Annotated in this window: 21 protein-coding genes and 1 tRNA gene; 9 read left to right on the top strand and 13 right to left on the bottom strand. The window is 71.1% G+C overall.

Going from position 1 to position 22,295, the window contains the following annotated elements; genetic code table 11:
- Positions 1-12: 12 nt before the first annotated feature.
- The 5 genes from BC793_RS23525 to BC793_RS23505 all read right to left on the bottom strand — a co-directional run bounded on the left by BC793_RS23525 (position 13) and on the right by BC793_RS23505 (position 5,433).
- Positions 13-1,092 carry a M48 family metallopeptidase gene (locus BC793_RS23525; RefSeq protein ID WP_109595664.1) on the bottom strand — a complete coding sequence of 360 codons (1,080 nt, stop codon included), beginning with the start codon at positions 1,090-1,092 and terminating at the stop codon, positions 13-15.
- A gap of 107 nt (positions 1,093-1,199) precedes the next feature.
- Positions 1,200-2,726, bottom strand: coding sequence for a cobyric acid synthase (locus tag BC793_RS23520; protein WP_109595662.1), 1,527 nt, complete (start codon positions 2,724-2,726; stop codon positions 1,200-1,202).
- Positions 2,723-3,790 (bottom strand): cobalamin biosynthesis protein, encoded by a 1,068-nt coding sequence (locus BC793_RS23515; RefSeq protein ID WP_109595660.1) that lies wholly within the window; start codon positions 3,788-3,790, stop codon positions 2,723-2,725. The genes BC793_RS23520 and BC793_RS23515 overlap by 4 nt, the downstream gene beginning before the upstream one ends.
- A 193-nt stretch (positions 3,791-3,983) precedes the next feature.
- Positions 3,984-4,454 carry a hypothetical protein gene (locus tag BC793_RS23510; RefSeq protein WP_239170257.1) on the bottom strand — a complete coding sequence of 157 codons (471 nt, stop codon included), beginning with the start codon at positions 4,452-4,454 and terminating at the stop codon, positions 3,984-3,986.
- A gap of 331 nt (positions 4,455-4,785) precedes the next feature.
- Positions 4,786-5,433: a single-stranded DNA-binding protein gene (locus BC793_RS23505; protein WP_109595658.1), complete on the bottom strand. Its 648-nt coding sequence runs from the start codon at positions 5,431-5,433 to the stop codon at positions 4,786-4,788.
- Positions 5,434-5,604: 171 nt separating this feature from the next.
- On the opposite strand from BC793_RS23505, the gene BC793_RS23500 reads away from it, so the two are divergent.
- From BC793_RS23500 to BC793_RS23490, 3 genes are all read left to right on the top strand, one after another.
- Entirely contained in the window at positions 5,605-6,687 is a 1,083-nt protein-coding gene (locus BC793_RS23500) for an alpha/beta hydrolase (RefSeq protein ID WP_109595848.1), read from the top strand.
- Between the two features lie 18 nt (positions 6,688-6,705).
- A tRNA-Arg gene (locus BC793_RS23495) sits at positions 6,706-6,778 on the top strand.
- 103 nt (positions 6,779-6,881) lie between these two features.
- Entirely contained in the window at positions 6,882-7,763 is an 882-nt protein-coding gene (locus BC793_RS23490; protein ID WP_109595656.1) for an SPFH domain-containing protein, read from the top strand.
- A gap of 17 nt (positions 7,764-7,780) precedes the next feature.
- Here BC793_RS23490 and BC793_RS51525 read toward each other — a convergent pair whose 3' ends face one another.
- The 5 genes from BC793_RS51525 to BC793_RS23460 form a co-directional block, all read right to left on the bottom strand.
- On the bottom strand, positions 7,781-8,752 hold the full coding sequence (locus BC793_RS51525) for a hypothetical protein (protein WP_239170258.1): 972 nt from the start codon (positions 8,750-8,752) through the stop codon (positions 7,781-7,783).
- Between the two features lie 108 nt (positions 8,753-8,860).
- Positions 8,861-10,045 carry an ABC transporter permease gene (locus BC793_RS23475; protein WP_109595654.1) on the bottom strand — a complete coding sequence of 395 codons (1,185 nt, stop codon included), beginning with the start codon at positions 10,043-10,045 and terminating at the stop codon, positions 8,861-8,863.
- A 1-nt stretch (position 10,046) separates the two neighbouring features.
- Complete coding sequence (locus tag BC793_RS23470; RefSeq protein ID WP_109595652.1) at positions 10,047-10,706, bottom strand: ABC transporter ATP-binding protein; 660 nt, start codon at positions 10,704-10,706, stop codon at positions 10,047-10,049.
- Positions 10,703-11,761 (bottom strand): peptidoglycan-binding protein, encoded by a 1,059-nt coding sequence (locus BC793_RS23465; RefSeq protein ID WP_109595650.1) that lies wholly within the window; start codon positions 11,759-11,761, stop codon positions 10,703-10,705. The genes BC793_RS23470 and BC793_RS23465 overlap by 4 nt, the downstream gene beginning before the upstream one ends.
- Positions 11,758-12,312, bottom strand: coding sequence for a hypothetical protein (locus BC793_RS23460; RefSeq protein WP_109595648.1), 555 nt, complete (start codon positions 12,310-12,312; stop codon positions 11,758-11,760). The genes BC793_RS23465 and BC793_RS23460 overlap by 4 nt, the downstream gene beginning before the upstream one ends.
- 123 nt (positions 12,313-12,435) lie before the next feature.
- On the opposite strand from BC793_RS23460, the gene BC793_RS23455 reads away from it, so the two are divergent.
- On the top strand, positions 12,436-13,092 hold the full coding sequence (locus BC793_RS23455; RefSeq protein ID WP_109595646.1) for a response regulator transcription factor: 657 nt from the start codon (positions 12,436-12,438) through the stop codon (positions 13,090-13,092).
- Complete coding sequence (locus BC793_RS23450) at positions 13,089-14,264, top strand: HAMP domain-containing sensor histidine kinase (RefSeq protein ID WP_109595644.1); 1,176 nt, start codon at positions 13,089-13,091, stop codon at positions 14,262-14,264. The genes BC793_RS23455 and BC793_RS23450 overlap by 4 nt, the downstream gene beginning before the upstream one ends.
- A gap of 101 nt (positions 14,265-14,365) precedes the next feature.
- Here the strand turns inward: BC793_RS23450 and BC793_RS23445 are convergent, their stop codons facing one another.
- Entirely contained in the window at positions 14,366-15,193 is an 828-nt protein-coding gene (locus BC793_RS23445) for a DMT family transporter (RefSeq protein ID WP_239170259.1), read from the bottom strand.
- Positions 15,194-15,652: 459 nt separating this feature from the next.
- Between BC793_RS23445 and BC793_RS23435 the strand changes: the two genes are divergently transcribed.
- Positions 15,653-16,576: an aminoglycoside phosphotransferase family protein gene (locus tag BC793_RS23435; RefSeq protein ID WP_109595640.1), complete on the top strand. Its 924-nt coding sequence runs from the start codon at positions 15,653-15,655 to the stop codon at positions 16,574-16,576.
- Positions 16,577-16,975: 399 nt separating this feature from the next.
- Positions 16,976-18,193: a phosphoglycerate dehydrogenase gene (gene serA, locus BC793_RS23430; RefSeq protein WP_109595846.1), complete on the top strand. Its 1,218-nt coding sequence runs from the start codon at positions 16,976-16,978 to the stop codon at positions 18,191-18,193.
- A gap of 80 nt (positions 18,194-18,273) precedes the next feature.
- Here the strand turns inward: serA and BC793_RS23425 are convergent, their stop codons facing one another.
- Both BC793_RS23425 and BC793_RS23415 read right to left on the bottom strand, forming a co-directional pair.
- Entirely contained in the window at positions 18,274-19,692 is a 1,419-nt protein-coding gene (locus BC793_RS23425; protein WP_146246395.1) for a hypothetical protein, read from the bottom strand.
- 604 nt (positions 19,693-20,296) lie between these two features.
- A complete protein-coding gene (locus BC793_RS23415) occupies positions 20,297-20,971 on the bottom strand; it encodes a response regulator (RefSeq protein ID WP_093620368.1) in 675 nt (224 codons plus the stop codon).
- Positions 20,972-21,178: 207 nt separating this feature from the next.
- Between BC793_RS23415 and BC793_RS23410 the strand changes: the two genes are divergently transcribed.
- Together BC793_RS23410 and BC793_RS23405 are read left to right on the top strand one after the other, a co-directional pair.
- Positions 21,179-21,664 (top strand): hypothetical protein, encoded by a 486-nt coding sequence (locus BC793_RS23410; RefSeq protein ID WP_109595635.1) that lies wholly within the window; start codon positions 21,179-21,181, stop codon positions 21,662-21,664.
- 21 nt (positions 21,665-21,685) lie between these two features.
- Positions 21,686-22,288 (top strand): class I SAM-dependent methyltransferase, encoded by a 603-nt coding sequence (locus BC793_RS23405; protein WP_373871249.1) that lies wholly within the window; start codon positions 21,686-21,688, stop codon positions 22,286-22,288.
- The last annotated feature ends 7 nt before the right edge of the window (positions 22,289-22,295 follow it).

The raw sequence follows: 22,295 nt of genomic DNA, 5'->3' as shown, positions 1-22,295 counted from the left end.
CCGACCGGTGGATCATGCGTCCGGCGTACCCTCTTCGCTGTTGTCGCGGCGCCCACGTCGGGCCGCCTCGCTGGCCCAGCCATAGGCCTTGCCGGCGGCCGTCCCGGCCAGGTCGGCGGCACCGCCGCCGAACCGCCGCACCAGCCCGACCAGCGGATCCTGCGAGTTGGTGAAGTCTTCGCGGTACGCCTTGGCCGCCGCCTTCACGTCCTCGCTGACCGACGTGTCGCCGTCCGAGTCGCGGCGCGGATAGTCGCCGGATACGATCTGCGCATACTCCCCCGAGTCGATCCACTTGCGCAGCTCGGAGGCCCGGGCGACCGGAACCGGGTGGCTGCTCCACGCGGTCAGGCCGATCTTGTGGATGCTGTCGCGCAGGTCGCCGCCGCTCTCATACTCCGCGGCCTGCTCCAGGAACGCCGCGGTGTCGATCTGCGACAGGTCGCCGCCGCCGGCCATCTTCATCAGCAGGCGCAGCGAGGCTGCCGGGTCCTGACCGGCGAGCAGGCCGGCCCGGTCGGCGGACAGCTCCGCCTTACGCCACCACTCGAACATCGCCGCGATGATCGTCCGCAGTGCCAGCACCCCGACCGGAAGCCAGCTGATGTTGGCCAGCCAGTCGGTCAGGATCCTCATGATCGTCTTGTAGACGGCGTGACCGCTGCGCACGTGCCCGATCTCGTGACCGAGCAGGGCACGCAACTCGTCGTCGTCGAGCTTGTCGACCGCGCCCGTGCTGATCACGATGAACGGCCGGTCCAGGCCGATCGCCTGCCCGTTGATCCGCGGATCCTGCGTCACATACAGCTCTGGGAGCTCCGCCACGTCGAGCGTGCTGCCCGCCTCGGCGAAGAGCTGGAACACCCGCGGATACTGCCGATGGTCGACGCGGATCGCGCCGGCCAGGAACATGAGCCGGAAACCCCGCTCGTTCCACATACCGAAGAACGTCTTCACCACGTCGTCGAAGCCCCGCAACTCACGCAGCGCGGACAGCGCGCCACGGTCGGCCGGATGCTCCCACGCTCGCGAGCTGATCCCGGTCAGGGTCACGCGACGGCGTGCCGGCCGGTTGTCATCCTCGGTCGTCATCTGCCTCACCCCGTTCTGCCGCTGCCGCGGCGCCGGGCCGCGCTTCCGCGCCCAACGTACGCCGGGGACGCAACGTATGTCCCCTGCCGGCGACCCGGAGAAGACCCCTACGGGGCACCCGGGGGCAGGAACGGCAGGCCCGAGGTGGGTCCCTTCTCGATCAGCCGCCACAGCGCATCGGTGTCCAGATGCTCCTCGACGAGATCGCCGAGTACATCCAGGGCACGTTCGCGGACCTGCGCATACCGGGTTTCCCCGGCGGCCGTGAACCCGTGCCGCCCGGCCAGACGCGCCGCCTCGGTCAGGAATCGGCGGCGGAATCCGTCCGACTCGAACGCCCCGTGCCAGTGCGTGCCGAAGACGGTCCCGGCGACAGCGCCCTCCGGCCGGCCGTCGTCGTAGCGCAACAACGGCTCCGGGGCGCCGGCCGACACGTACCCGTGATGGATCTCGTAGCCGTCCACCGGCTCCCCCAGACCGGACCCGGACGAGCGGGCCAGTGTCTTGCGGGCCGCGAAGGTGATCTCCACCGGCAGCAGGCCCAGCCCCGGAACCGTTCCGCGACCGCTCTCCACTTCGTCGTGGATGCTCTCGGCGAGCATCTGAAAACCGCCGCAGATGCCCAGCAGCGGCTTACCCGCCGCCGCGTGGGCGGTGATCGCGTCGGCCAGGCCGGTCTCCCGCAGCCAGGCGAGGTCACTCACGGTGGCCTTCGAACCGGGGATCACCACCAGGTCGGCGTCGGCGATCTCGGCCGGCTCCACGGTCAACTGCACCCGCACCCCGGGCTCGGCGGCCAGCGCCTCGGCGTCGGTGGCATTCGAGATCCGCGGGACCCGGATCACCGCGACGCGCAGCCATGCGGTCCCGCGAGGCGGTCCCGGACGTCCGAGGACTCTGCCGTACGCGAGAGAGTCCTCCGCGTCGAGCCAGACATCCAGGTCGAACGGGAGGACGCCGTACACCGGCCGTCCGGTCGCCGCAGTGATCATGTCCAGCCCGGGGCGAAGGATCCCCAGGTCACCGCGAAATTTGTTGATCACGAATCCCGAGATCAGATCCTGGTCCTCCGCTGACAGCAGCGCCAGCGTGCCGAAGAACGCGGCGAACACCCCGCCCCGGTCGATGTCACCGACCACCACCGTCGGCAGGCCGAACCGGCGGGCCAGGCCCATGTTCACGAAATCGCCGTCCCGCAGGTTGATCTCGGTGGGGCTGCCGGCGCCTTCACAGATCACCACGTCGTAGTCGGTCCGCAGGTCCGCCAGGGCGGCATGGGCCGTCTCCGCCAGCCGCGGGCGCAGCGTTCGATAGTTACCGGCCGTCACGGTGTCGACGGCCTCGCCCAGCAGGACGACCTGGCTGGAACGGTCGCTGCCGGGCTTGAGCAGAACCGGGTTGAAACGCAGGTCGGGGGCGATTCCGCACGCCGCGGCCTGCATGGCCTGGGCTCGGCCGATCTCGCCGCCGCGGCCGTCGGCCGTCACGACGACCACCGAGTTGTTGGACATGTTCTGCGCCTTGTACGGGGCCACGCGGACACCCTGGCGGTGCAGCCAACGGCAGATGCCGGCGGTCAGGACGCTCTTGCCGGCGTCCGAGGTGGTGCCGGCGATCAGGAGGCCGCCGGTCATGATCGGCGACTGGGGGTGGTCGGCGTTCGGGCTGGTCGTGGCGCTTTCAGAGCTCTCCGGATTCGCGAGACTCTCGGCCCTTCGGGCCCCGCCCCGCCCCCGCCGCCTCCACCGGCTGTGATCTTGCTTCGTGCCGCTGCCCCGGCAGCCGCCAGCACGACGGCCACCGCCCCCACCGCTCCCGAGATCCGCGCCGCCCGCCGCAGATGCACGGCCGACGGCCGGGGCCCGTCCCCCAGGAACGGCCGGGTCTCACTACGTCCGAGATAGACGTTCCTCCCCCCGAGTCGCACCCCGAGCGCCCCCGCCATGGCCGATTCGCACTGCCCGGCGTTGGGCGACGGATGGTCGTCGCGGTCACGCCGCCACACCCGCAGCGTCTCCTTCGGTCTCCCGCCGGCGATCGGGGAGACGGCCACGGTGATCAGCCCGGTGAGCCGGGACGGCCCGAGGTTGAGCAGGTCGTCGAGCCGGGCGGACGGTGTCCCGAACCGGGCGTACCGCGGCGACCGGTGCCCGACCATGGCGTCGAGTGTGTTGGCGGCGCGGTATCCGAGGAGTCCCGCCGGGCCGAGGAGCGCACCCCAGACGAGTGGTGCGACGACGGCGTCGGAGGTGTTCTCGGCGACGGATTCGACGGTGGCGCGGGCGAGTTCGGGTTCGTCGAGTGCGGACGGGTCGCGGCCGCACAGGTGGTTGAGCCGTCCACGGGCGGCTGGTAGGTCGCCGGCGTCGAGGTGGCGGGCCATGGTCCGGGCTTCGCGGCGCAGGGTGCGGCCGCCGAGGACGGTCCAGGTGGCGGCGGCGGTGAGAGCGAATCGGGCGACCGGGTGGTTGCGGGTGGCGCGTCCGGCGGCGAGCCCGGCGAGGACGGGCACGCCGACGGCGATGGTGGTGAAGAGGGTGCCGGCGGTGCGGTGTGGCCGGTGGATGCGCCGTTCGAGGGCGCCGGCGGCGGTGCCGTAGCCGGCGACCGGGTGCAGGCGCCGGGGGTCTCCGATCGCCGCGTCGAGCAGGTATCCGGCGATGAGGCCGGCCGCGTCGGCGGCCCAGCGTGGCGGCACGTCAGCCGCCCAGCGTGGCGGCACGTCAGCCGCCCAGCGTGGCGGCACGTCAGCCGCCCAGCGTGGCAACACGTCGGCGACCCGGCGTGGTGACACGTCTTCGACCCGGCGTGGTGACACGTCTTCGACCCGGCGTGGTGACACGTCTTCGACCCGGCGTGGTGACACGTCTTCGACCCGGCGTGGCGGCACGTCAGCGGCCGAACGGGGTGAGGTCGAACGCCCAGACCGCGAGGGTCGGGGGTTCGTCGTCGGGGCCGTCCGGGAACGGTACGGGTTCGAGCTCGCCCCAGACGATGGAGCCGGGGGCGCGGTCTTCGAGGAACTCGACGACGATGGCGCGCAGGTCGTCGGTGACGTGGTACTCGGTGGTGAACGGCAGGTCGCTGGGTTTGCACGTGCCGGCTGAGCAGCGGAGCTGCCCGGCGATGGCGTCGTGCCAGACGTAGAAGGTGGCGGTGCCGCGGTGGCCGAGGGCGGCCACCCGGTCCCGTAGTCCGGCCGCGGTCTCTTCGAACGCGGTCACGACCTCGTCCGCGGAGAGGCCCAGGCGCTCGTGCGGCGGGGCGCCGAACCAGCTGGTGTTGGTGTTCTCAGCCGACTGGTCCTCCGGCGATAGCACCATCGTCTCGGTCGCAATGGCGCGGATGTCCTTCAGCAGCACGGGTTCAGTTTGCCGGTTGGTGGTGTGTGAAGCCCAGCCGGGCCGCTCCGACTGGTGGTCGATTCGTGTGGCCCGATCGGTCGGTCCCGATGAAGGTGATCCATGAATGTCGGGGTAAGGCCGGATCTGTGCCGTTGGGTCGCTGATGTAGTCGTCCTCCTTTCGGGGGACCACGCAGGGGTTCCGTGGAGGGACCGCGGCGGCCCGGCCGGTCGTCCCGCGACCCGGGCGGGGGTGGGGACGGCTGCGGTGCCGGTCGGGCCGCCGGGTGCCGCCGCGCCGGCCATCCGCAGGGATGCGATGGCCGGTGGCGGCGGCGCCGGGAAAGGTCTCAGGCCGCGACGGGTTCGCGGCGGGTGGTGCGCCGGGTGCGGCGGGTGTCGGCGGGCGGGGCGGAGACGGGAACGGCCGGTTCGGGCTCGTCGCCGGCTTCGGCGGTCTCGTCGGCGAGGCCGGCGACGACTTCGAGGAAGGTGGGGCCCTCTTCGTCGGGGGCGCGTTCGGGGAGGCCGTCGCCGAAGCCGACAGGGATCTCGTCGTCGTCGAGGGCGACGGTGGCTTCGCCGCGGATCATGGCGTCGGTGTCGGGGTTCTCGATCATGCTGTTGGCGGCGGGCTTGTTGCGGTAGAACCGGGCGCGGCCGCGGGCCAGGTCGTGGCCGATGGCGAAGGCCTCCATCTCGTAGGAGACGCGGTTGTTGTTGTCGTCGTCGACCCAGTCGCGGGTGTAGATGCGCCCGTAGACGACGATCGGGTCGCCGACGCTGACGGATGAGGCGACGCCTTCGGCGAGGCGGCGCCAGGCGGTCACGCGGACGCGCAGGCTGTTGCCGTCGATCCAGCGGCCGGTCTCGCGGTCGAAGCGGCGGGCGGTGGAGGCGATCCGGAAGTTGGCGACGAGCGCGTTGCCGGTGTTGGTGCGCCGCCACTCGGGGGCGGTGAGGACGTTGCCGACGACGGCGAGGTTGGTTTCGAACACGACGTTGCTTCCTCTCGAGGAGGTGGGTGCTGCGGTCGGGTTCGAGATTGCGTCACGGGTGATGATCTTGCGGTGACCGATTGTGGAGGACGGCGGATTGTGGACGGCGGGCGTTGAGGATCACGGATCTGATATAGCGCTCCCGGTAGTACTCATGGGTAACCTGTGGGCGTGGAGACCGACGTCCTCGGATGGCCGTACGAGCGGCACACCATCGAGCTGGGCAGTGACGACGAGGGGCCGGTGGTGGCGACGCTGGTGCGCCGCCGGGCCCAGACGCCGTCGCGGCGGGCCGTGCTGCACGTCCACGGGTTCGTGGACTACTTCTTCCAGACCCACCTGGCCGACTTCTTCGTCGAGCAGGGCTGGGACTTCTACGCGCTGGACCTGCGTAAGTACGGCCGGAGCCTGCTGCCGCATCAGACGCCGAACTTCGCCCGCAGCCTGACCGAGTACTTCCCGGAGCTGGACGAGGCGGTCCGGATCATCCGGGAGGACGACGGTCACGACCAGGTGCTGATGGCCGGTCATTCGACGGGCGGTCTGATCACCGCACTGTGGGCGCATGCGCGCCGCGACCGGAAGCTGGTCGAGGGCCTGTTCCTGAACAGTCCGTTCTTCGACTTCAATCTGCCGTGGCTGCTGCGCCGCCCGTTGATGTCCCTGGTGCTCGCGGCGAGCGGCCGGTCACCGTACAAGAAGATGCCTGTCGCTTCTCTGGGTCTGTATGGCAAGAGCCTACACAGTGATCATGACGGTGAGTGGAGCTATGACCTGTCGTGGAAGCCGATTCTCGGTTTCCCGGTGACGATGGGCTGGCTGGAGGCGATCCGCCGGGGTCAGCAGAAGCTGCGGTCGGGTCTGACGATCGACGTGCCGGTGCTGGTGGCCTGTTCGACGCGGACGTTCCGGGGGCGTGACTGGCACGAGGATGTCCGGGTGACGGATTCGGTGCTTGATGTGGATCACATCGTGCGCTGGGCGCCGGGGCTGGGCCCACTGGTGACGATCGCCCGGTTCGACGGCGGCATGCACGATCTGACGCTCTCCGGCAAGGAGGTACGCGCCGAGGTGTTCCGCGAACTGGGACGCTGGGCGGACGGTTTCCTGCCGGTCCCGGGCGCTGTGGAGCGGGAGATCCCGCCCGCGCCGGAGGATCAACCGGGCATCGCCACCGCTCTCGAGGAGGCGGAGGCCGTGGTGGAGCGGGCCGCCGCGGACGAGGCGGACGACAAGTCCGGCACGACCGCCTAGGATGTGCTGGCTAGGCCAGCGCTCGTAGCTCAGCGGATAGAGCAGTGGACTTCTAATCCACCGGTCGCAGGTTCGAATCCTGCCGGGCGCGCAATTCTTCCTCGGTTGATCCGTCGGCTTATCGTCTCAGCGTGATCGCCGCAGGTCACGACCGTGCGTTGCGCGGATTTCCCTGATCAGGAGTTCTGATTTCGTTGTTCGTCTTCGGTGTTCTTCTCGCCGGTGTGTCGGTGTTCGCGCTGCTGGCGGTGATTTTCGGCAAGTCCGACAAGGTACGCCGCCCGGCTGGGCTGACGTTCGCGGTGAGCCTGTTCCTGGCGGTGGCGTCGATCGTGACGGCGTCGATCACGGTGGTGCCGACACGCAATGTCGGCATCGTCACGAGCTGGAACAAGCCGACCGGCCGGACTACGGGTGCGGGCCTGCAGTGGACGTGGCCGTGGCAGGGTATCGACGAGTGGGACGCGTCGGGTCAGACGTACGCCCATCTGGGTGACCAGTGTGTGTGGGTGACGATCGCGGCGCAGCGGCGGGCGTGTATCCCGGTGCAGATCGAGTGGTCGGCCCTGGCCGAGAAGGCGCCGGAGAACTGGGCGGCCTACCGGGAGGTGGGTGACCAGACCCGGTTCGAGGTGTTCGTGGAGCGGCGGGTGAATCCGCAGATCAACGGGGCGATGACGTCGATCTTCGCGTCGTTCGATCCGTTGGGGGCGGTGGATCCGACGAGTGGGGACGCGCCGGCGCCGGATCTGAACAAGACGTACAAGGACACGCTGGTCACGGCGCTCAACGCGGAGTTGGGTGACGAGATCGTGGTGAAGTCGGTGGCGTTCGAGTCGCCGCGTTACGACGAGCCGACGACGCAGGCGATCTCCGCGTACGGGCAGAAGATCCTGGAGGCCCGCAACCTGGAGATCGACAAGGCGAACGCGAAGACCCGGGCGGAGATCACCCGGACCGACGCGAGTGTCGATCAGGTGGCCCGCTGTCTGCAGATCGCGGAGAAGCTGGGCAAGGAGCCGGGTCTGTGCATGGGTGGGACGGTGTCCCTGACCCGCCCGGTCCAGACGGACTGAGCGGGTCAGGGCCGCGGTCAGCGGACCTGCACGCGTACGGAGTCGAGGGCGGGCGTCTGGTTGGCGCGTTCCATCATCGGGATGCGGTGCGAGCCGTCGCCTGCCCAGGCGGAGCACTGGAAGGTGCCGGGCTGCGCCAGTCCCGGGATCTGGATGGCGATGGTGTCGGGGGTGGCGCCGCCGCGGCTGTCCTCGGTGGCGACGAAGAAGCCGGGGACCGGGTCGGGTGCCGGGGCCTGCTGCTGGCTGTCGAGGATCCGGCAGGCGGTGTGGAAGTGGCCGCGGACCAGGCCGCCCTGGAGGACGCTCGACTCCACGTAGTAACCGCCCTGGCCGGCCGCGAGGAACCGGTCACGGATCAGGTTGCGGGTGCTGACCTGGAGGGTGAACGGCTGGTTGCGGTTGACCTGGCGGGGTGCGTTCGTGATCAGCAGGGTCGGGTTGTTGGCGGCGTTGCCGACCTCACCGAACTCGGTGGAGACGCACCGGTTGCCCTTCTGGAACCCGTCGTGCGGTTCGAGGCGGCTGGTGTCGCAGCTGTCGGTGAGGATGCCGAGGTTGTTGCCGGGCTGGGCGGCCGGCGGCGTGCTGACGACGGGTGCGGCACCGTTCTGGTTCAGGGTGCAGGTGGCGAGGCGCTCGGCGTTGAGGTTGGGCCGGGCGGCGTTGCGGGAGATCGCCGTCTCGATCCGGCTGATCGCCGCGAACCGCTTGTCCTTGAGCGGGCCGAGGATCGCGTTCTGGATGAAGTTCGCGCCTCCCTGGCCCTGGGTGGCGGCGATGCGGTTGTTGGCCTCGTTGATCTGCTGGTCGATCTGCCGGAGGTTGTTGTCCACCTCCGCCTGGGCCTGGGCGGGGACGTTGACGGTGATGTAGACCTGCGGGCAGTTGACGGTGGGCACCGCGGCCTGGGCGGCCGAGGCGATGCCGATTCCGGCTCCTGCCATGGTCACGGCGAGCCCGACGGTGATGACGAGTTTCCGGTGCATTGGCCTGCTGCTTTCCCCAGATCGCGATGAACCCTACGGCGATCGATACGGGAACGCTCCCAGAATGGATCAACCCGGTGGGAAGAGTTTGCCCACCGGGAGGATCTCTCAGGCGGCGCCGAGGGCCTCGGTCGGTGCGAGACGCGCCGCCCGGATCGCCGGGTAGAGCCCGGCAACGGCGCCGATGAGCAGGGTGGCGCCGAGTCCGCCGGCGACGGCCCAGAGGGGTACGACCGGTGGCCACTGCTGGGTGCCGGCGTAAACGACGGTGACACCGGCTCCGGCGAGTACCCCACCGGCCCCGCCGAGCAGGGACAGCAGCAGCGATTCGGAGACGAACTGGGTGCGGATCTGGCCGCGGGTGGCGCCGAGTGAGCGGCGCAGCCCGATCTCGGCGCGGCGTTCGAGGACCGAGATGACCATGGTGTTGGCGACGCCGATGCCGCCGACGAGCAGTGCCACCGCGCCGAGCCCCAGCAGGAGGGCGTTGAGCGTGCCGGCGGCGGCCCGCTGGGCGATGAGCGCGTCGGACGGGTTGGAGACGTCGACCTGGTCGGGGTTCTGCGGGTTGGCGGTGGCGGCGAGTACGCCACGGACCGCTTCGACCTGGGATTCGATCGACCGGGTGTAGACGCGGGTGGCGTGCCCGTCGAAGTCGAGGTGGGACTCGGCGGCCTCCCAGCCGATCAGGACGGCGGTGTCGAGTTCGGGGGCGAGCGGCACGCTGTCGAGGACACCGATGACGGAGTAGTGGCGTCCGTCGATCCAGACGGCCGGCACGTCGCCGAGTCGCCGGGCCGCGGCGGCACCGAGGACGACGGCCGGGTAGCGGGCGGTGGCCGCGTTGAGCCAGGTGCCGCCGGCCAGCCGGGCGTTGACGGTGCCGGGCAGGTCGAGTTGGGCGGCGACGACGGCGAGCCCGCCGGTCTCGCCCTCGGGGATCCGGTCGGTGCGGTAGACGGGCGTGTCGCTGACGGTGCCGACGGCGGTGGCGGCGGTGACCGGCCCGATCCGTTCGATCATGGGGAGGGCGTCGTCGGGGAGGGTCGCGTCGTCGCCGAACATGGTGCGGCCGGGTGCCACGGTGAGCATGTTGGTGCCCAGGGCGGCGAGTTGTTCGTCGAGGTCGGCCCGGCCGGAGGTGGAGATGCCGACGACGGCGACCATGGCGGCGATACCGATGGCGATGCCGAGGGCGGACAGGACGGCCCGCAGGGGGCGGGAGCGCAGGCCGTACCCGCCGAGGCGCAGCAGGTCGGCGGGGCGCAGCCGGGCCGGGTCGAGGGAGGCCATGTCAGATCACCCGCCCGTCGAGCATCGGCACCTGGCGGGGCAGGGAGCCGGCGATCTCGTGGTCGTGGGTGATCACCAGGACGGTGGTGCCGGCCATGTTGAGTTCGCGGAGCAGGTCCATGACGCCGGTGCCGGCCACCGAGTCGAGGTTGCCGGTGGGTTCGTCGGCGAGCAGGACCGCCGGGTCGCCGGCCACCGCGCGGGCCACCGCGACGCGCTGGCGTTCGCCGCCGGACAGCTGGTGCGGGCGGTGCCCGAGCCGGTCGCCGAGGCCGACGCGGGTGAGTGCCCGGTCGGCCCGGCGTTCCCGTTCGCGGCGGGGCAGGCCGGTGTAGAGCAGCCCGTCGGCGACGTCGGTGCGGGCGTCACGGCCGGTGGCCAGGTGGAACGACTGGAACACGAACCCGATCCGGCGGGCCCGCAGGGCGGACAGTCGCCGGTCGGTGAGGGTGGCGACGTCGTGGCCGTCGATGCGGACCCGGCCGGAGGTGGGCCGGTCGAGAGTGCCGATCAGGTTCAGCATGGTCGACTTGCCGGAGCCGGACGGGCCGACGATGGCGATCAGTTCGCCGTGCTCGACGCTGAGGTCGACGTCGCGTAGCGCGGTGACCCCGCCGGGGTAGCTCCTGGTGACCCGGTGCAGCTCGATGACGGCGGTCATGTCGGGATCCCCACTTTCCAGCCCTCGGCGAGCCCTTCTGCGGACACCTCGACCCGCCCGGACGCGAACAGGCCGGTCTCGACGGCGACGATGCGGGTCGATGTGCCGTCGACGATCTGGAGCCCATAGCCGCCTTCGGCGAGAGCGAGAAGAGCGTTCACCGGTACGGTGAGCACGTTCTCCCGCCGCGAGGAGACGAATGCGACGGTGACCGCCGCGTCGTCGAGCCCCTGGGGTGCCTTGTCGAACCCGACGGTCACCTGGATCGCGGTGGTGTCCTGCTGGCCCGGGTTCTCCGCCTCCTCGACGGTGGTCACCACCCCGGTGATCTTCGCGGGTACCGTCTTCCCGTCGGGCAGGGTCACGTCGACCCGGGTGCCCTTGCGGGCGAGCCGCTGGTCGTCGATGCCGAGTTCGACCACGGCGACCCGGCCGGTGGCGGTGGTGGACAGCAGTTCGGTGCCGGGCTGCACGGTCGCGCCGAGGTCGACGCCGCGGGAGGCGATCCGGATCGGGCCGCCGGCGTAGACGACGCGGCCCAGTTCGACGGTTCCGGTCTCGTCGAGGCCGAGGTCGTCCTGCCAGTCCTCGACGGCGTCGGCGGTCGCCGGGGTGTACTCGTCGTCGACGGTGAACCCGCGGTGGCCGAGCGCCCACAGGTTCTTCTCGAACTGGGTGACGTCGGTGCCCTCGTCGCCCGGGGACAGTGTCCGGTAGGCGGGCAGGGAGCCGTACAGCAGCACCACCGGATCGTTGTCGACCTGGTAGAGGGTGCCGCCGCGTCTGATGGTGGCGCCGGCGGCGGGCAGGGCGGTCACCGTGCCGGAGAGCCGGGTGGTGAGTGAGGCGGTGTCACCGAATCCGAGGGAGCCGCCGTGGCTCTCCTTGTCGACGAGGGTCTGCCGGGTGATGTCGGCGGTCGCCGCGGGCTGGTTGCCGGCGGCCCGGGCTCCGGTGCCCTCCGCCTCGGGCAGCCCGCCGGTGAGCAGGTACGCGGCCACGCCGCCCACGGTCAGGGCCACCGCCACCGCGGCGGTCGTACCTCGGCGTCTCATGTCGTCTCCGTGCGCTCGCTGCGTTCCCGGCCGCCTTTCGGGCGGTACTGGGAGCACGCCTTGTCCGCGGCGTCGAAGACCGGGTCGCCGGGGCCGGTGCCGAGTTTGTTGCCGTCGACGCCGAGGTGGCCGTTCGCGTCCGGGTCGGGGAAGTTCGGCACCCCGTTGTCGCGCATGCACCTGGACAGTTGCCGGTTCTTCTCGATCTCCTCGGCGGTCAGCTTCGGCGGCTCCCCGCCGTCCGGCAGGAACCGTCTGCACGACTGCTGGGCCCTGTCCACCGTCGACGGGTCGACACCCTGCGGCAGAGACAGTTCCATCCGGCCGTCGGCCTGCGGGTCGGGGAACCAGTCGAGGCCCTGTTCGCGCATGCATTTGGAGAACTTGAGCGACTTGTCGCGGTCCGGGTCCCCGTCGACGGCGCTGTTCGACGGTTGCGGTGTCGCGTCTGCTGCGCTGGCCACTCCCCCGCCGTCGTCGGGGGCCCGCGAACAACCCGCGGTCGTCGCCGCGAGCAGGACGCCGAGCGCGGCGATCGTCCTGATCCTCATCTCGTCTCCTCCGCCGGCGGCCGGGCGGCCGCCACGCCCTGAAGTACAGCGACGGCGAGGTATCCCCGGCGTCACGGAAAACCGTGACGCCGGGTTGACGGCAGCCGGGTTCAAGATGGAGACATGCGGATCCTGGTGGTGGAGGACGAGCCGCTGCTCGCCGATGCGGTGGCGCAGGGGTTGCGGCACGAGGCGCACGCGGTCGACGTCGTCTACGACGGCGGGGCGGCCCTGGAACGGATCGACGTCAACGACTACGACGTGGTGGTGCTGGACCGGGACGTGCCGGTGGTGCACGGCGACAAGGTGTGCCAGGTGCTGGCCGAACGCAAGGCCGACATCCGGGTGCTGATGCTGACCGCGGCCGCCGGGATCGACGACCGGGTCACCGGGCTGGCGCTCGGCGCCGACGACTACCTGCCGAAACCGTTCGCGTTCCGGGAACTGTCGGCCCGGGTCGCCGCCCTCGGCCGCCGGGCCCGGCCGGCCGCACCGCCGATCCTGCGCCGGGCCGGGATCAGCCTCGACCCGTACCGGCGGGAGGTGTACCGCGACGGCCGCTACGTGCCGTTGTCGCGTAAGGAGTTCGCCGTCCTGGCCGAGTTGCTGCGCGCCGACGGGACGGCGGTGTCCGCGGAGACGCTGCTGGAGAAGGCGTGGGACGAGAACGCCGACCCGTTCACCCACACCGTCCGGATGACGATCCTGAAACTGCGGCGCAAACTCGGCGATCCGCCGGTGGTGCTGACCGAACCGGGCGTGGGGTACCGGATCCGATGAGACTGACCGTGCGTGCCCGGCTCACCGCCGTCTACGGTGGCCTGTTCGTGTCGGCCGGCCTCGTGCTGCTGGGTGCCATCTATGTCCTGGTCGGACGGGACAACGCGCCCGGCAAGGTGGGCAGCACCACGTTCCAGCCGCCGGCGACGGAGACACCCGAGCCGGGCCAGGGCAGGGTGCACTACGAGGAGGTCCTCGAAGGCACCCGGGCCGACACCCTGCACACCCTGCTGACCCAGGGTGCGATCGCTCTGCTCGTGGTGAGCGCGGCGACGATCGCGCTGGGATGGCTGATAGCCGGGCGGATGCTGCAGCCGGTGCACCGGATCACCGACACGGCCCGGCGCATCGCCGAGTCACCGCTCGCCGACCGTGGCCTGCCCGAGCGGATCGCCCTGGACGGCCCGAACGACGAGCTGAAACAGCTGGCCGACACGTTCGACCTGATGCTGGCCCGCCTGGACCAGTCGTTCGACGGCCAGCGCCGGTTCATCGCCAACGCGTCGCACGAGTTGCGGACCCCGCTCACCCTCAACCGCACCCTGCTGGAGGTCGCGCTCGAACCGGAGAACACCTCCCCCGAGGTGCGCCAGCTCGGCACGACCCTGCTCGCCATCAACGACCGGCACGGCCGGCTCATCGACGGCCTGCTGCTGCTGGCCCGCTCGGAACGCGAGGTCACCGAACGCTCCTACGTCGACCTGGCCGACATCGTCGACCACGTCGCCGTCTCGGACACCGTCAAGGTCTCGGACACCGTCAAGCTCTCGGACACCGTCGCGGACACCGTCAAGGTCGTCGCCGAAGCGGAGGAGGCCGCCGTCCTCGGCGACCCGGTCCTGCTGGAACGCCTGGTGCAGAATTTGGTCGAGAACGGTGTCCGGCACAACGTCCCGGCCGACGGCTGGGTCCGGGTGACCACATGCACCCGCCCGGACGGCTGGGTGGAGCTGCAGGTCAGCAACTCCGGCCCGGTGGTGCCCCGCTACGAGGTCGCCGGACTGTTCGAGCCGTTCCGCCGCTACCACCGCGAACGCCTCGCCGCACCCGGCGCCGGCCTCGGCCTCTCCATCGTCCAGGCCGTCGTCGGCGCCCATCAAGGCCGGCTGCACGCCGACGCCCGCGACGAGGGAGGCCTCACCGTCACCGTCCTCCTCCCCCGAGCCCCCTGAAAAAACCTTCTTCCGGTACGGCCCACGTCATGAACCGGGCCTACACCGCGACGCCGCCGTCACTCCCGGCACCAACGCGCCTTCCGGGCTGAAGCCGCTGGTCACCGCCCGGACCGTCCCGCGGCCTCTGCTCCGGCCGTCGACGAGGTTGCGCTACGCCGTGCCAGTCCGACCACGCCCCAGCTCATGACCAGGGCCGCGACCGCCACCGTCACGAACCCGGCCGCCCCGAAGCGGACGCCCTCCCCGAACAGCACCACCCCCGCCACCGCCGCGACCAGAGGATTCGTGACGCTGACCGTGGCCAGCGGCGCTGCCAGCCCGACGCCCCGATAGGACAGCTGCCCGAGCAGATAGCCGCACACCGCGAACGCCGCCACCAGCGTCGCCGCCGACACCGACACGGCGCCGAGCCCACCGGTGGTGAACGATGTCAGCACCGCTTTCGACAGCACCGACGAGATCCCGAACGCGGTGCCCGCACCGGTGGCCAGCAGCACCGCCCGACTCCGCGGCCCGGCCCGGCGGGCAGCCAGCGCACAGACGAACACCGCTCCGGCGGTGATCAGCCCGAGCCGCCGCACGACCGGCTCGGGCAGCAGCGCCGGCGTCTCCGGCGCCACCGACAGCGACAGGATCAGCGCCAGCCCGGCCACCGTCGCCGCCGCGTCGCGCCAGGACGCCGCGCTGATTCTCGTCCGGTAGCGGACCACCTCGATCGGCAGCGCGAACAGCAGAGTGAGGGTGCCGAGCGCCTGCACCACGGCGACCGTCCCGAAGTTGAGCGCCACCACGTGCAGGCCTGCACCGACGGCGGTGAGCAGTAACGCCGCCGCCCAGCGCGAGCGGCCCCGGTGCCCGCTCCCCGCCAGCCGCTCCTGGGCCACCGCGGCGGCCGCGTAGGCGGTGACGGACAGCAGAGAGAGCACGACAGCCCACCCCAGCGATCCCATCGCCCCACCTCGAGACAGGTCCTGCATCGACGATACCGAGCCGGAAGCGCCGGTGAACCGGGCCGTGATCTACCCGCGGATCGGAGCCGGTAACCGGCGGGTCGGGGCCGGCAGCCGGCGGATCGTGGTGGGACCGGCGGACGCGTGCGCGGGCGAGCCGGGCCGCCTGCCTGTCGATCAGGCCGTGGTCGCGGCGGCGGGTGACCGCACGCCGGGCGCCGGCCCGCAGCTCACGCCGCGCCGCGGCCCGCTCCACCCGGTCGCGGAGGGCACTCTGCCAGTCGTGTCCGGATCCGCCGGTGCTCGCTTCCGTCATGCCCCCCATCTTCACCCTCCGGTGTGACGCCCCGGCCCGTTGTCCACAGCCGCGAGTTGTCCACAGGCCGTGGGAAATCCGGTTGGGTGCCACGGCCGGTTCCTGCCACGATCGCCGGCATGGTGGTGGCGAGTGGTGTACGGATCGGCTGGCACGACCTGCCCGGCCCGGCTCAGCGGGAGATCGAGCGGATCATCGGCGGCGGGCCGGTGGTGACGGTGGAGTCCCAGGCCGGCGGCTTCTCCCCGGGCACCGCCGACCGGGTCCGCACCGCCGCCGGCAGACGAGCGTTCGTGAAGGCGGTCACGCCCGCCCTCAACGCCGATTCGGCCGCGATGGCCCGTGCCGAGCTGCGGATCAGCGCCGCGATGCCGGCGGGCGCGCCGGTGCCCCGTGTGCTCGGCGGGTTCGACGACGGCGAGTGGGTGGTGCTGGTTCTGGAGGATGTGGCCGGCGCGCATCCGCGTACACCCTGGGTCGAGGGTGAGATCCGCGGCGCCGCCGCCTCGCTGCGTGACCTGGCCGCCGCGCTCACCCCGGCGCCGATTCCGGACCTGCCCACGGCGGCCGACCGGCTGGCGCCCGCGTTCGGCGAGTGGCGGGAGATCGCCGCCGACCCACCCGTCGACCTCGATCCGTGGGCGGCGCGGCATCTGGATGATCTGTGCGCGGTCGCCGGGCGGGGGATCGCCGCGCTCGCCACGGGCGACACCGTCACCCACACCGATCTGCGGGCCGACAACATCCTGATCCGCCCGGACGGTCGATACGTCTTCATCGACTGGCCGTGGGGCTGCACCGGCCCGGACTGGCTCGACTCGGTGCTTCTCGCGATCAACGTGGTCGTGCACGGCGGCGATCCCGGGCCGCTGCTGGCCGGAGTCGACCGGGAGATCGTGGTGGGCGTCTTCGCCGGCGCCGCCGGCTATTTCCTGCACCGCGCCCGCCAGCCGGCACCACCCGGGCTGCCGACGCTGCGGGAGTTCCAGCGTTTCCAGGGCGTCGCCCTGCTGCCCTGGTTGCGCGACGCACTCGGCGACTGACCGCCGCACACCAACCGCAACCACCGTGACCCGCTCAACGGCCTGCCCGCCGCACACCAACCGAAGACCACCGTGACCCGCTCAACGACCCGCCCGCCGCACACCAACCGAAAACGACCGTGACGCGCTCAGCGGTCGCCCGCCGCACATCGACCGAAGACCACCGTGGCGCACTCGGCGACCGACCGCCGCACATCGACCGCACAGCGGCCCGGCACCGTCACCGAAACGGGGCTGAACCACACCCGCTGCCGTCCCGTAACAGTTACGGGGTCGACCGGTAGATGGGACCTCAAGCACACCGCACCGGGCCCGGCGCGCCGGGGGACTAGGCTTGACGCCCGTGAACTGGGCTTCGGCGTGGCGGCCCGGGCGCCCAACCGAATCATGGAACGGAAGATGATGAGCGACCAGCCCAAGGTGCGAGTCCTGCTTCTGGAGAGCATTCACCCCGACGCGGTTTCCCGCCTCGAGGAGGACGGTTTCCAGGTCGAGTCCCTGCGCAACGCTCTCGACGAGGTCGAGCTGATCGAGCGGATCTCCGGAGTCAATCTGCTCGGCATCCGCTCCAAGACGCAGGTGACGGCGAAGGTGCTGGAGGCCGCCGACAAGCTCGTCGGTATCGGCGCGTTCTGCATCGGCACCGACCAGATCGATCTGGCCGCGGCTTCAGCAGGTGGTATCGCGGTGTTCAACGCCCCGTTCTCGAACACCCGCTCGGTGGTGGAGCTGGCGATCGCCGAGATCATCGCGCTGACCCGGCGTCTGACCGAGAAGAACACGCTGATGCACGCGGGCGTGTGGGACAAGTCGGCCGACGGCGCGCACGAGATCCGCGGCCGTCGCCTCGGCATCATCGGCTACGGCAACATCGGCACCCAGCTCTCGGTCCTGGCGGAGAACCTGGGCATGTCCGTGTCGTTCTACGACACCTCGGACAAGCTGGCGCTGAGCAACGCGCACCGCTGCGCGAGCCTGGACGAGCTGCTGGAGTCGAGTGACATCGTCACCATGCACGTCGACGGCCGTCCCGGTAACGCCGGTTTCTTCGGCGCCGAGCAGTTCGCCAAGATGCGGCCCGGCAGCCTGTTCCTCAACCTGTCCCGTGGCATCGTCGTGGACCACCTGGCGCTGCGTGACGCGCTCAAGAGCGGCCACCTGGCCGGCGCCGCCGTCGACGTGTTCCCGGCCGAGCCGAAGGGCCGCGGCGACGAGTTCCTGTCCGAGTTGCGTGGCCTGCCGAACGTGATCCTCACTCCGCACATCGGTGGTTCGACCGAGGAGGCGCAGTCCGACATCGGCGGGTTCGTGGCCAACAAGCTGGCCAAGTTCGTGACCGAGGGCAACACCTCGCTGAGTGTGAACCTGCCCGGCGTGACCCTGCCCGAGCTGCCCGGCATGCACCGCATCGTGCACATGCACAAGAACACCCCCGGTGTGCTGGCGCAGGTCAACCGGATCCTCGCGGAGCACAACGTCAACGTCGAGGGCCAGATGCTGAGCACCCGCGGGGAGTATGGCTACCTGATCACCGACATCGCCCGGGGCTACCCCGACGAGGTGCTGGACCAGCTCCGCGACATGGAGCAGACCGTCCGGCTGCGCGTCCTGAACTGAGCCGACGAAAATGAGCTGACGAGGGCCGGGACCGCCCGGAGCCCTTTGATGCAGCGGCGGAGACCACCTGACCGGGCCGGTCAGGTGGTCTCGACCGTCAGGAGGGTCACCGGCGCGATCGCGTCGACGTCGTACCGGTTGCCGGTGGTCCAGTCCTTCGGGGTCAGCGTCGAGCCGGGCGCCACGTCGCGCAGGGTCCGCGATCCGGCGGTGACCGTTCCGGCGCCACCGCCGACCTTGATCCGCACGGGGCTGCCGCTGGGCGCCCGCAGGACCAGCTCCTCCACCCCGCCGGTGATCTTCATGGGCACCGTTCCGGCCGCCTGGGCCAGGGTCAGCTCGGCCCGCCGGGTGCCGCCGACCATCTCGATCCCGCGGATGCGGCCCGCGCTGAGGTCGACGATCCGCTCGGCCGAGTAGCCGGAGAAGCGGATGGTCCACCGCACCTTCGCGGCCAGCAGCACCTCCACCTCACCGCCGGTTCCGGCGGCGTCGCGGGTCACGTCCACCCGCAGCCGGTCGTCGCGCATCTCCGCGCTGGGCCGGATGCCGGCACCCTCCGGCGAGCTGATCCGGTAGAGGTCGTCGCCGAGGTCGGCGATCCGCAGCTGTACCCGGTCGGTGGCGGCGAGCAGTTCGAACGTCGCGATCGTCCGGTCCTCCAGCGGACCGGTGGCGACCCGCTGATCCTCACCGCCCCCACCGAGCACGTCGGTGATCTGGTTGTTCTCGCCGGAGTAGTAGACGACTCCGGTCAGCACGACCACCGCCAGAGCGACCACACCGAGCACCGCCATACCGGCCGTGACGAACCGGGACTGCCGGCGGGGCGGGCGCAGGGCCGGCGGCCCGGAGACCGGACCGTTGGAGAGCGTGGACGCGGCGGGCAGGGTGTCGGCCCACACGACCGGCTCGTCGCGACGGTCCCAGCCCGCGCCGGCCGGAGCTCCGGAGCCGCTGTCCGGCCACAGCGGCGCAGCGGGAGCGGCCTGCGGCCCCCTGTCGGGAGAGGCCGAGGGAGAAGAGGGGAAGGACGCAGCCGAGGCGGTGGGGAAGGAGGGCGACGCGAAGGGTGCGGACGGCCCGGAGGAACCGGCCGAGCCGGTCTCGAACGGATCCGGCCACGGTGCCTTCCCGGCGGCGTCGGCCGGCAGTGACCCGATGCCGACGCTGAACGGGTCGGGGTCGCCCCACGACGGCCCGTCGGCGCCGTTGCCCGACTTCCGCACGATGGGCAGGTCATCGGGAAGGGGAGCCGAGCTGCCCCGGCCGGAACGCCGGGCCGACGACGGATCCGGGGAGGAGGCCGCGGCTCCGCCACGCCGGCGCTGGGGCAGATCGTCGCCGCCATCGTCCACGCCGGCCTTGCGGAATCCCCCGGTAGAGGACTCGTCGGAAACCTTCCGGATCCCACCGGTGTCATCGGAGACCCGCCGCATGCCCCCGGTGTCGTCGGAGACCCGCCGCATACCGCCCGTGTCGTCGGAAACCCGCCGCATGCTGCCGGTGTCGTCGAGGCCACGCCCCCGCCCGGCCCGCGACCCTCCGATCGGCCCGTCACTGAACCCGAACGAGACCCGCCCGGGACCACCGGGCGACGCCGGCCCGAACTCGGGCGCGGACGCGTCGTCCGCACCGGACAGCTGCGAAGAGAAGCCCGCCTGTGAAGAAGAGCCCGCGGGTGAGGAAGAGCCCGCGGGTGAGGAGGAACCCGACTGCGAAGGGGAGGCCGGCGGCGAGGAGGAGCCCATCTGCGAAGCAACGCCCGACTGTGTAGAGGAACCCGACTGCGAAGAGACACCTGGCGAGGGTGAGGAGGCACCAAGCGACGAGGAGGCACCCGGCGCCCCTGAAGGCGCGGCGGGCGACGAGATCGACCCCGATTCGGATGGTTTCGGGTCGCCGAACCATCCGAGCGACTTGTCGTCTCCGTCGGCCTCCGGCGCCCGAGCCGGCTGCCGTCGAAGTGGCAAGGCCGAGCTCTCCTCCCCCTGCGCTCCGCCCGAAGCGGTACGGTCCACGATTCCTCCCTGCAGCGCACCACGGTGTGTCCCCCGAAGGAGTACGTAAGGAACCGCTCTTGCGGATGAGTGACCGGAAGGTTTACCGCGGGTCAGGTCGAACAAGTCCCCGCCGGGTGGCGATCGCGACCGCCTCGAGTTGGCTGTGCGCGCCCAGTTTGGCGAGTACCGCCTTCTGGTAGCCGCGGCACGTGTGCACGCTGATGCCCAGCCGCCGGGCCACCGCGCGGGCGTCCAGACCGGCTGCCATCAGCTGTAACACTTCGTCTTCGCGCTGGGTGAGACCGCCCGCGGTGAGCCCGTTGCCGCGCTGGCCGGCGACGGCCGGGGTGGTGCTGCGCAGCAGTCGGGCGAGGATGTCGGTGGAGACGGTCATGCTGCCCCGGTGGGCGGTACGCAGCGCGTTGAGGACGTCACCGAGCGCGCCGTTCTTGGACAGGAATCCGGCGGCTCCCGCGGTGGTGGCCCGCCGTACGAGTGTCTGGTCCTCGCTGGCAGTGAGGATCACCACACGTGAGGCGGGCTGTCGTACCCGAATGAGTTCGGCGATGGCGATGCCGTCGGCATCGGACAGTTCCGGGTCCATCACGATCACATCGGGCAGCAATTCGGCCGCGAGACGCAGTGCCTCCGCACCGGTACGCGCGTGCCCGACCCACTGAAGGTCGGCCTGACCTGCAAGAGCGTGCCCCAGGAGCTCGGCGAAGGTCTGGTGACCGTCGACGACGAGCACAGTGATCGTGTCGCCGCTGTCCATACGTCACCTTCCTCGATGTGCCCCCGACGGGCTCCGCGCAGTCTAAGGATTACCCGACGGACTGCCTTCCCTACCAACAGGCTGCCCACCCGTACGCCCGACGGCCGGACGGGTCCGAGCGGACCCGATGACCAGTCTTTCGGTCAACCCGCCCCCCTCGCTTTGGGGCTTGCCGCCGGTACGGCCGGAACAGCAGAGTTCTGGATCATGCACGACATCCAGCTCTTCGGTGTTCTCGAGGTCCGTACCCGTGGCATTCGCCTGTCGGGGGAAGACTTCGGCGGCGCCCGGCCGCGTCATCTCCTCGCCCTGCTGGCGTTGCGGGGCGAGTGGTCGCTTGTGGAGTTGGCCGGCACGCTGGGTGTCTCGCCGACCACGCTGAAGGACGATCTGGGGATTCTGCGGGACCGTCTGGAGCCGGGGGTCGGCCGCCGCGATTCGGTGATCACCTCGGACCGCGACCGGGTCGCCCTGGCGCGGGAGCGGGTGCACGTGGACACCGCCACGTTCGACCAGCTGGTGGCGATGGCCGCCGAGCGTCCGCCGGCCCGTGCGGCCCGTCCACTGGCCGCTGCGGCCTTTCTGGCGTCCCGCCCGCTGTTGGAGGACGAGGACGCCCCGTGGGCCGCGGAGGCCCGTGCCGAGTACCGCGCGAAACTGATCATGGCGAGCGATCCGCAGCCGATCAGCTAGGTCGAGCACAATCACGGGGTGCTGCCCACCACCCTGTCGCCGGTGCCGCTGGCCCCGGAACTCTCCCTGTATCTCGTCACCGAGCCGGTCGGCCTGTTCGATCTGACCGGCGGCGAGTTCCACAGCGACCGGCCGCCGCCGTTCTGGGCGTTCGCCTGGGCGGGCGGTCAGGCGCTGGCCCGTTTCCTGCTGGATCACCCGTTCGAGGTGTCCGGGCGCCGCGTGCTGGACGTGGCCACCGGCTCCGGGGTGGCCGCGATCGCCGCCGCCTATGCCGGGGCCGCCGCGGTGGCCTGTTCCGACATCGATCCGGCCGCGGTCGAGGCGGCGCATCGCAACGCGTCCGCGAACGGCCTGTCTCTGGTGGGCCGTCTCGACGATCCCGAGGTGCTGCTGGCGGGGGACGTCTTCTACAGCCCGACGGTCGCCCCGAAGATGGTCGCCGAGTTGCGCGCCGCCCGGAACCGGGGCGCGCAGGTGCTGGTCGGCGACCCGGGGCGGGGTTTCTTTCCGGGGCATCTCTTCGATCTGGTGGCCGAGTACGTCGTCCCGGTCCCCACCACCCTGGAAGACACCGAGACGCTCGTCACGGGTGTATGGCGTATGCGTTCATCACGCAACTAGTTGTAAG

The organism is Actinoplanes xinjiangensis (assembly GCF_003148685.1).
Taxonomy (GTDB): domain Bacteria; phylum Actinomycetota; class Actinomycetes; order Mycobacteriales; family Micromonosporaceae; genus Actinoplanes; species Actinoplanes xinjiangensis.
The sequence above is the reverse complement of the archived record's forward strand: the minus strand, read 5'-3'. Positions and strand labels throughout refer to the sequence as shown.

Excerpts from the sequence above, each read along its gene's own strand:
- BC793_RS23525 (WP_109595664.1), bottom strand. The coding sequence starts at position 1,092 with ATGACGACCGAGGATGACAACCGGCCGGCACGCCGTCGCGTGACCCTG.
- BC793_RS23520 (WP_109595662.1), bottom strand. The coding sequence starts at position 2,726 with ATGACCGGCGGCCTCCTGATCGCCGGCACCACCTCGGACGCCGGCAAG.
- BC793_RS51525 (WP_239170258.1), bottom strand. The coding sequence starts at position 8,752 with ATGCACCGGAAACTCGTCATCACCGTCGGGCTCGCCGTGACCATGGCA.
- BC793_RS23475 (WP_109595654.1), bottom strand. The coding sequence starts at position 10,045 with ATGGCCTCCCTCGACCCGGCCCGGCTGCGCCCCGCCGACCTGCTGCGC.
- BC793_RS23470 (WP_109595652.1), bottom strand. The coding sequence starts at position 10,706 with ATGACCGCCGTCATCGAGCTGCACCGGGTCACCAGGAGCTACCCCGGC.
- BC793_RS23465 (WP_109595650.1), bottom strand. The coding sequence starts at position 11,761 with ATGAGACGCCGAGGTACGACCGCCGCGGTGGCGGTGGCCCTGACCGTG.
- BC793_RS23460 (WP_109595648.1), bottom strand. The coding sequence starts at position 12,312 with ATGAGGATCAGGACGATCGCCGCGCTCGGCGTCCTGCTCGCGGCGACG.
- BC793_RS23455 (WP_109595646.1), top strand. The coding sequence starts at position 12,436 with ATGCGGATCCTGGTGGTGGAGGACGAGCCGCTGCTCGCCGATGCGGTG.
- BC793_RS23450 (WP_109595644.1), top strand. The coding sequence starts at position 13,089 with ATGAGACTGACCGTGCGTGCCCGGCTCACCGCCGTCTACGGTGGCCTG.
- BC793_RS23435 (WP_109595640.1), top strand. The coding sequence starts at position 15,653 with ATGGTGGTGGCGAGTGGTGTACGGATCGGCTGGCACGACCTGCCCGGC.
- serA (WP_109595846.1), top strand. The coding sequence starts at position 16,976 with ATGATGAGCGACCAGCCCAAGGTGCGAGTCCTGCTTCTGGAGAGCATT.
- BC793_RS23425 (WP_146246395.1), bottom strand. The coding sequence starts at position 19,692 with ATGCGGCGGGTTTCCGACGACACGGGCGGTATGCGGCGGGTCTCCGAC.
- BC793_RS23415 (WP_093620368.1), bottom strand. The coding sequence starts at position 20,971 with ATGGACAGCGGCGACACGATCACTGTGCTCGTCGTCGACGGTCACCAG.
- BC793_RS23410 (WP_109595635.1), top strand. The coding sequence starts at position 21,179 with ATGCACGACATCCAGCTCTTCGGTGTTCTCGAGGTCCGTACCCGTGGC.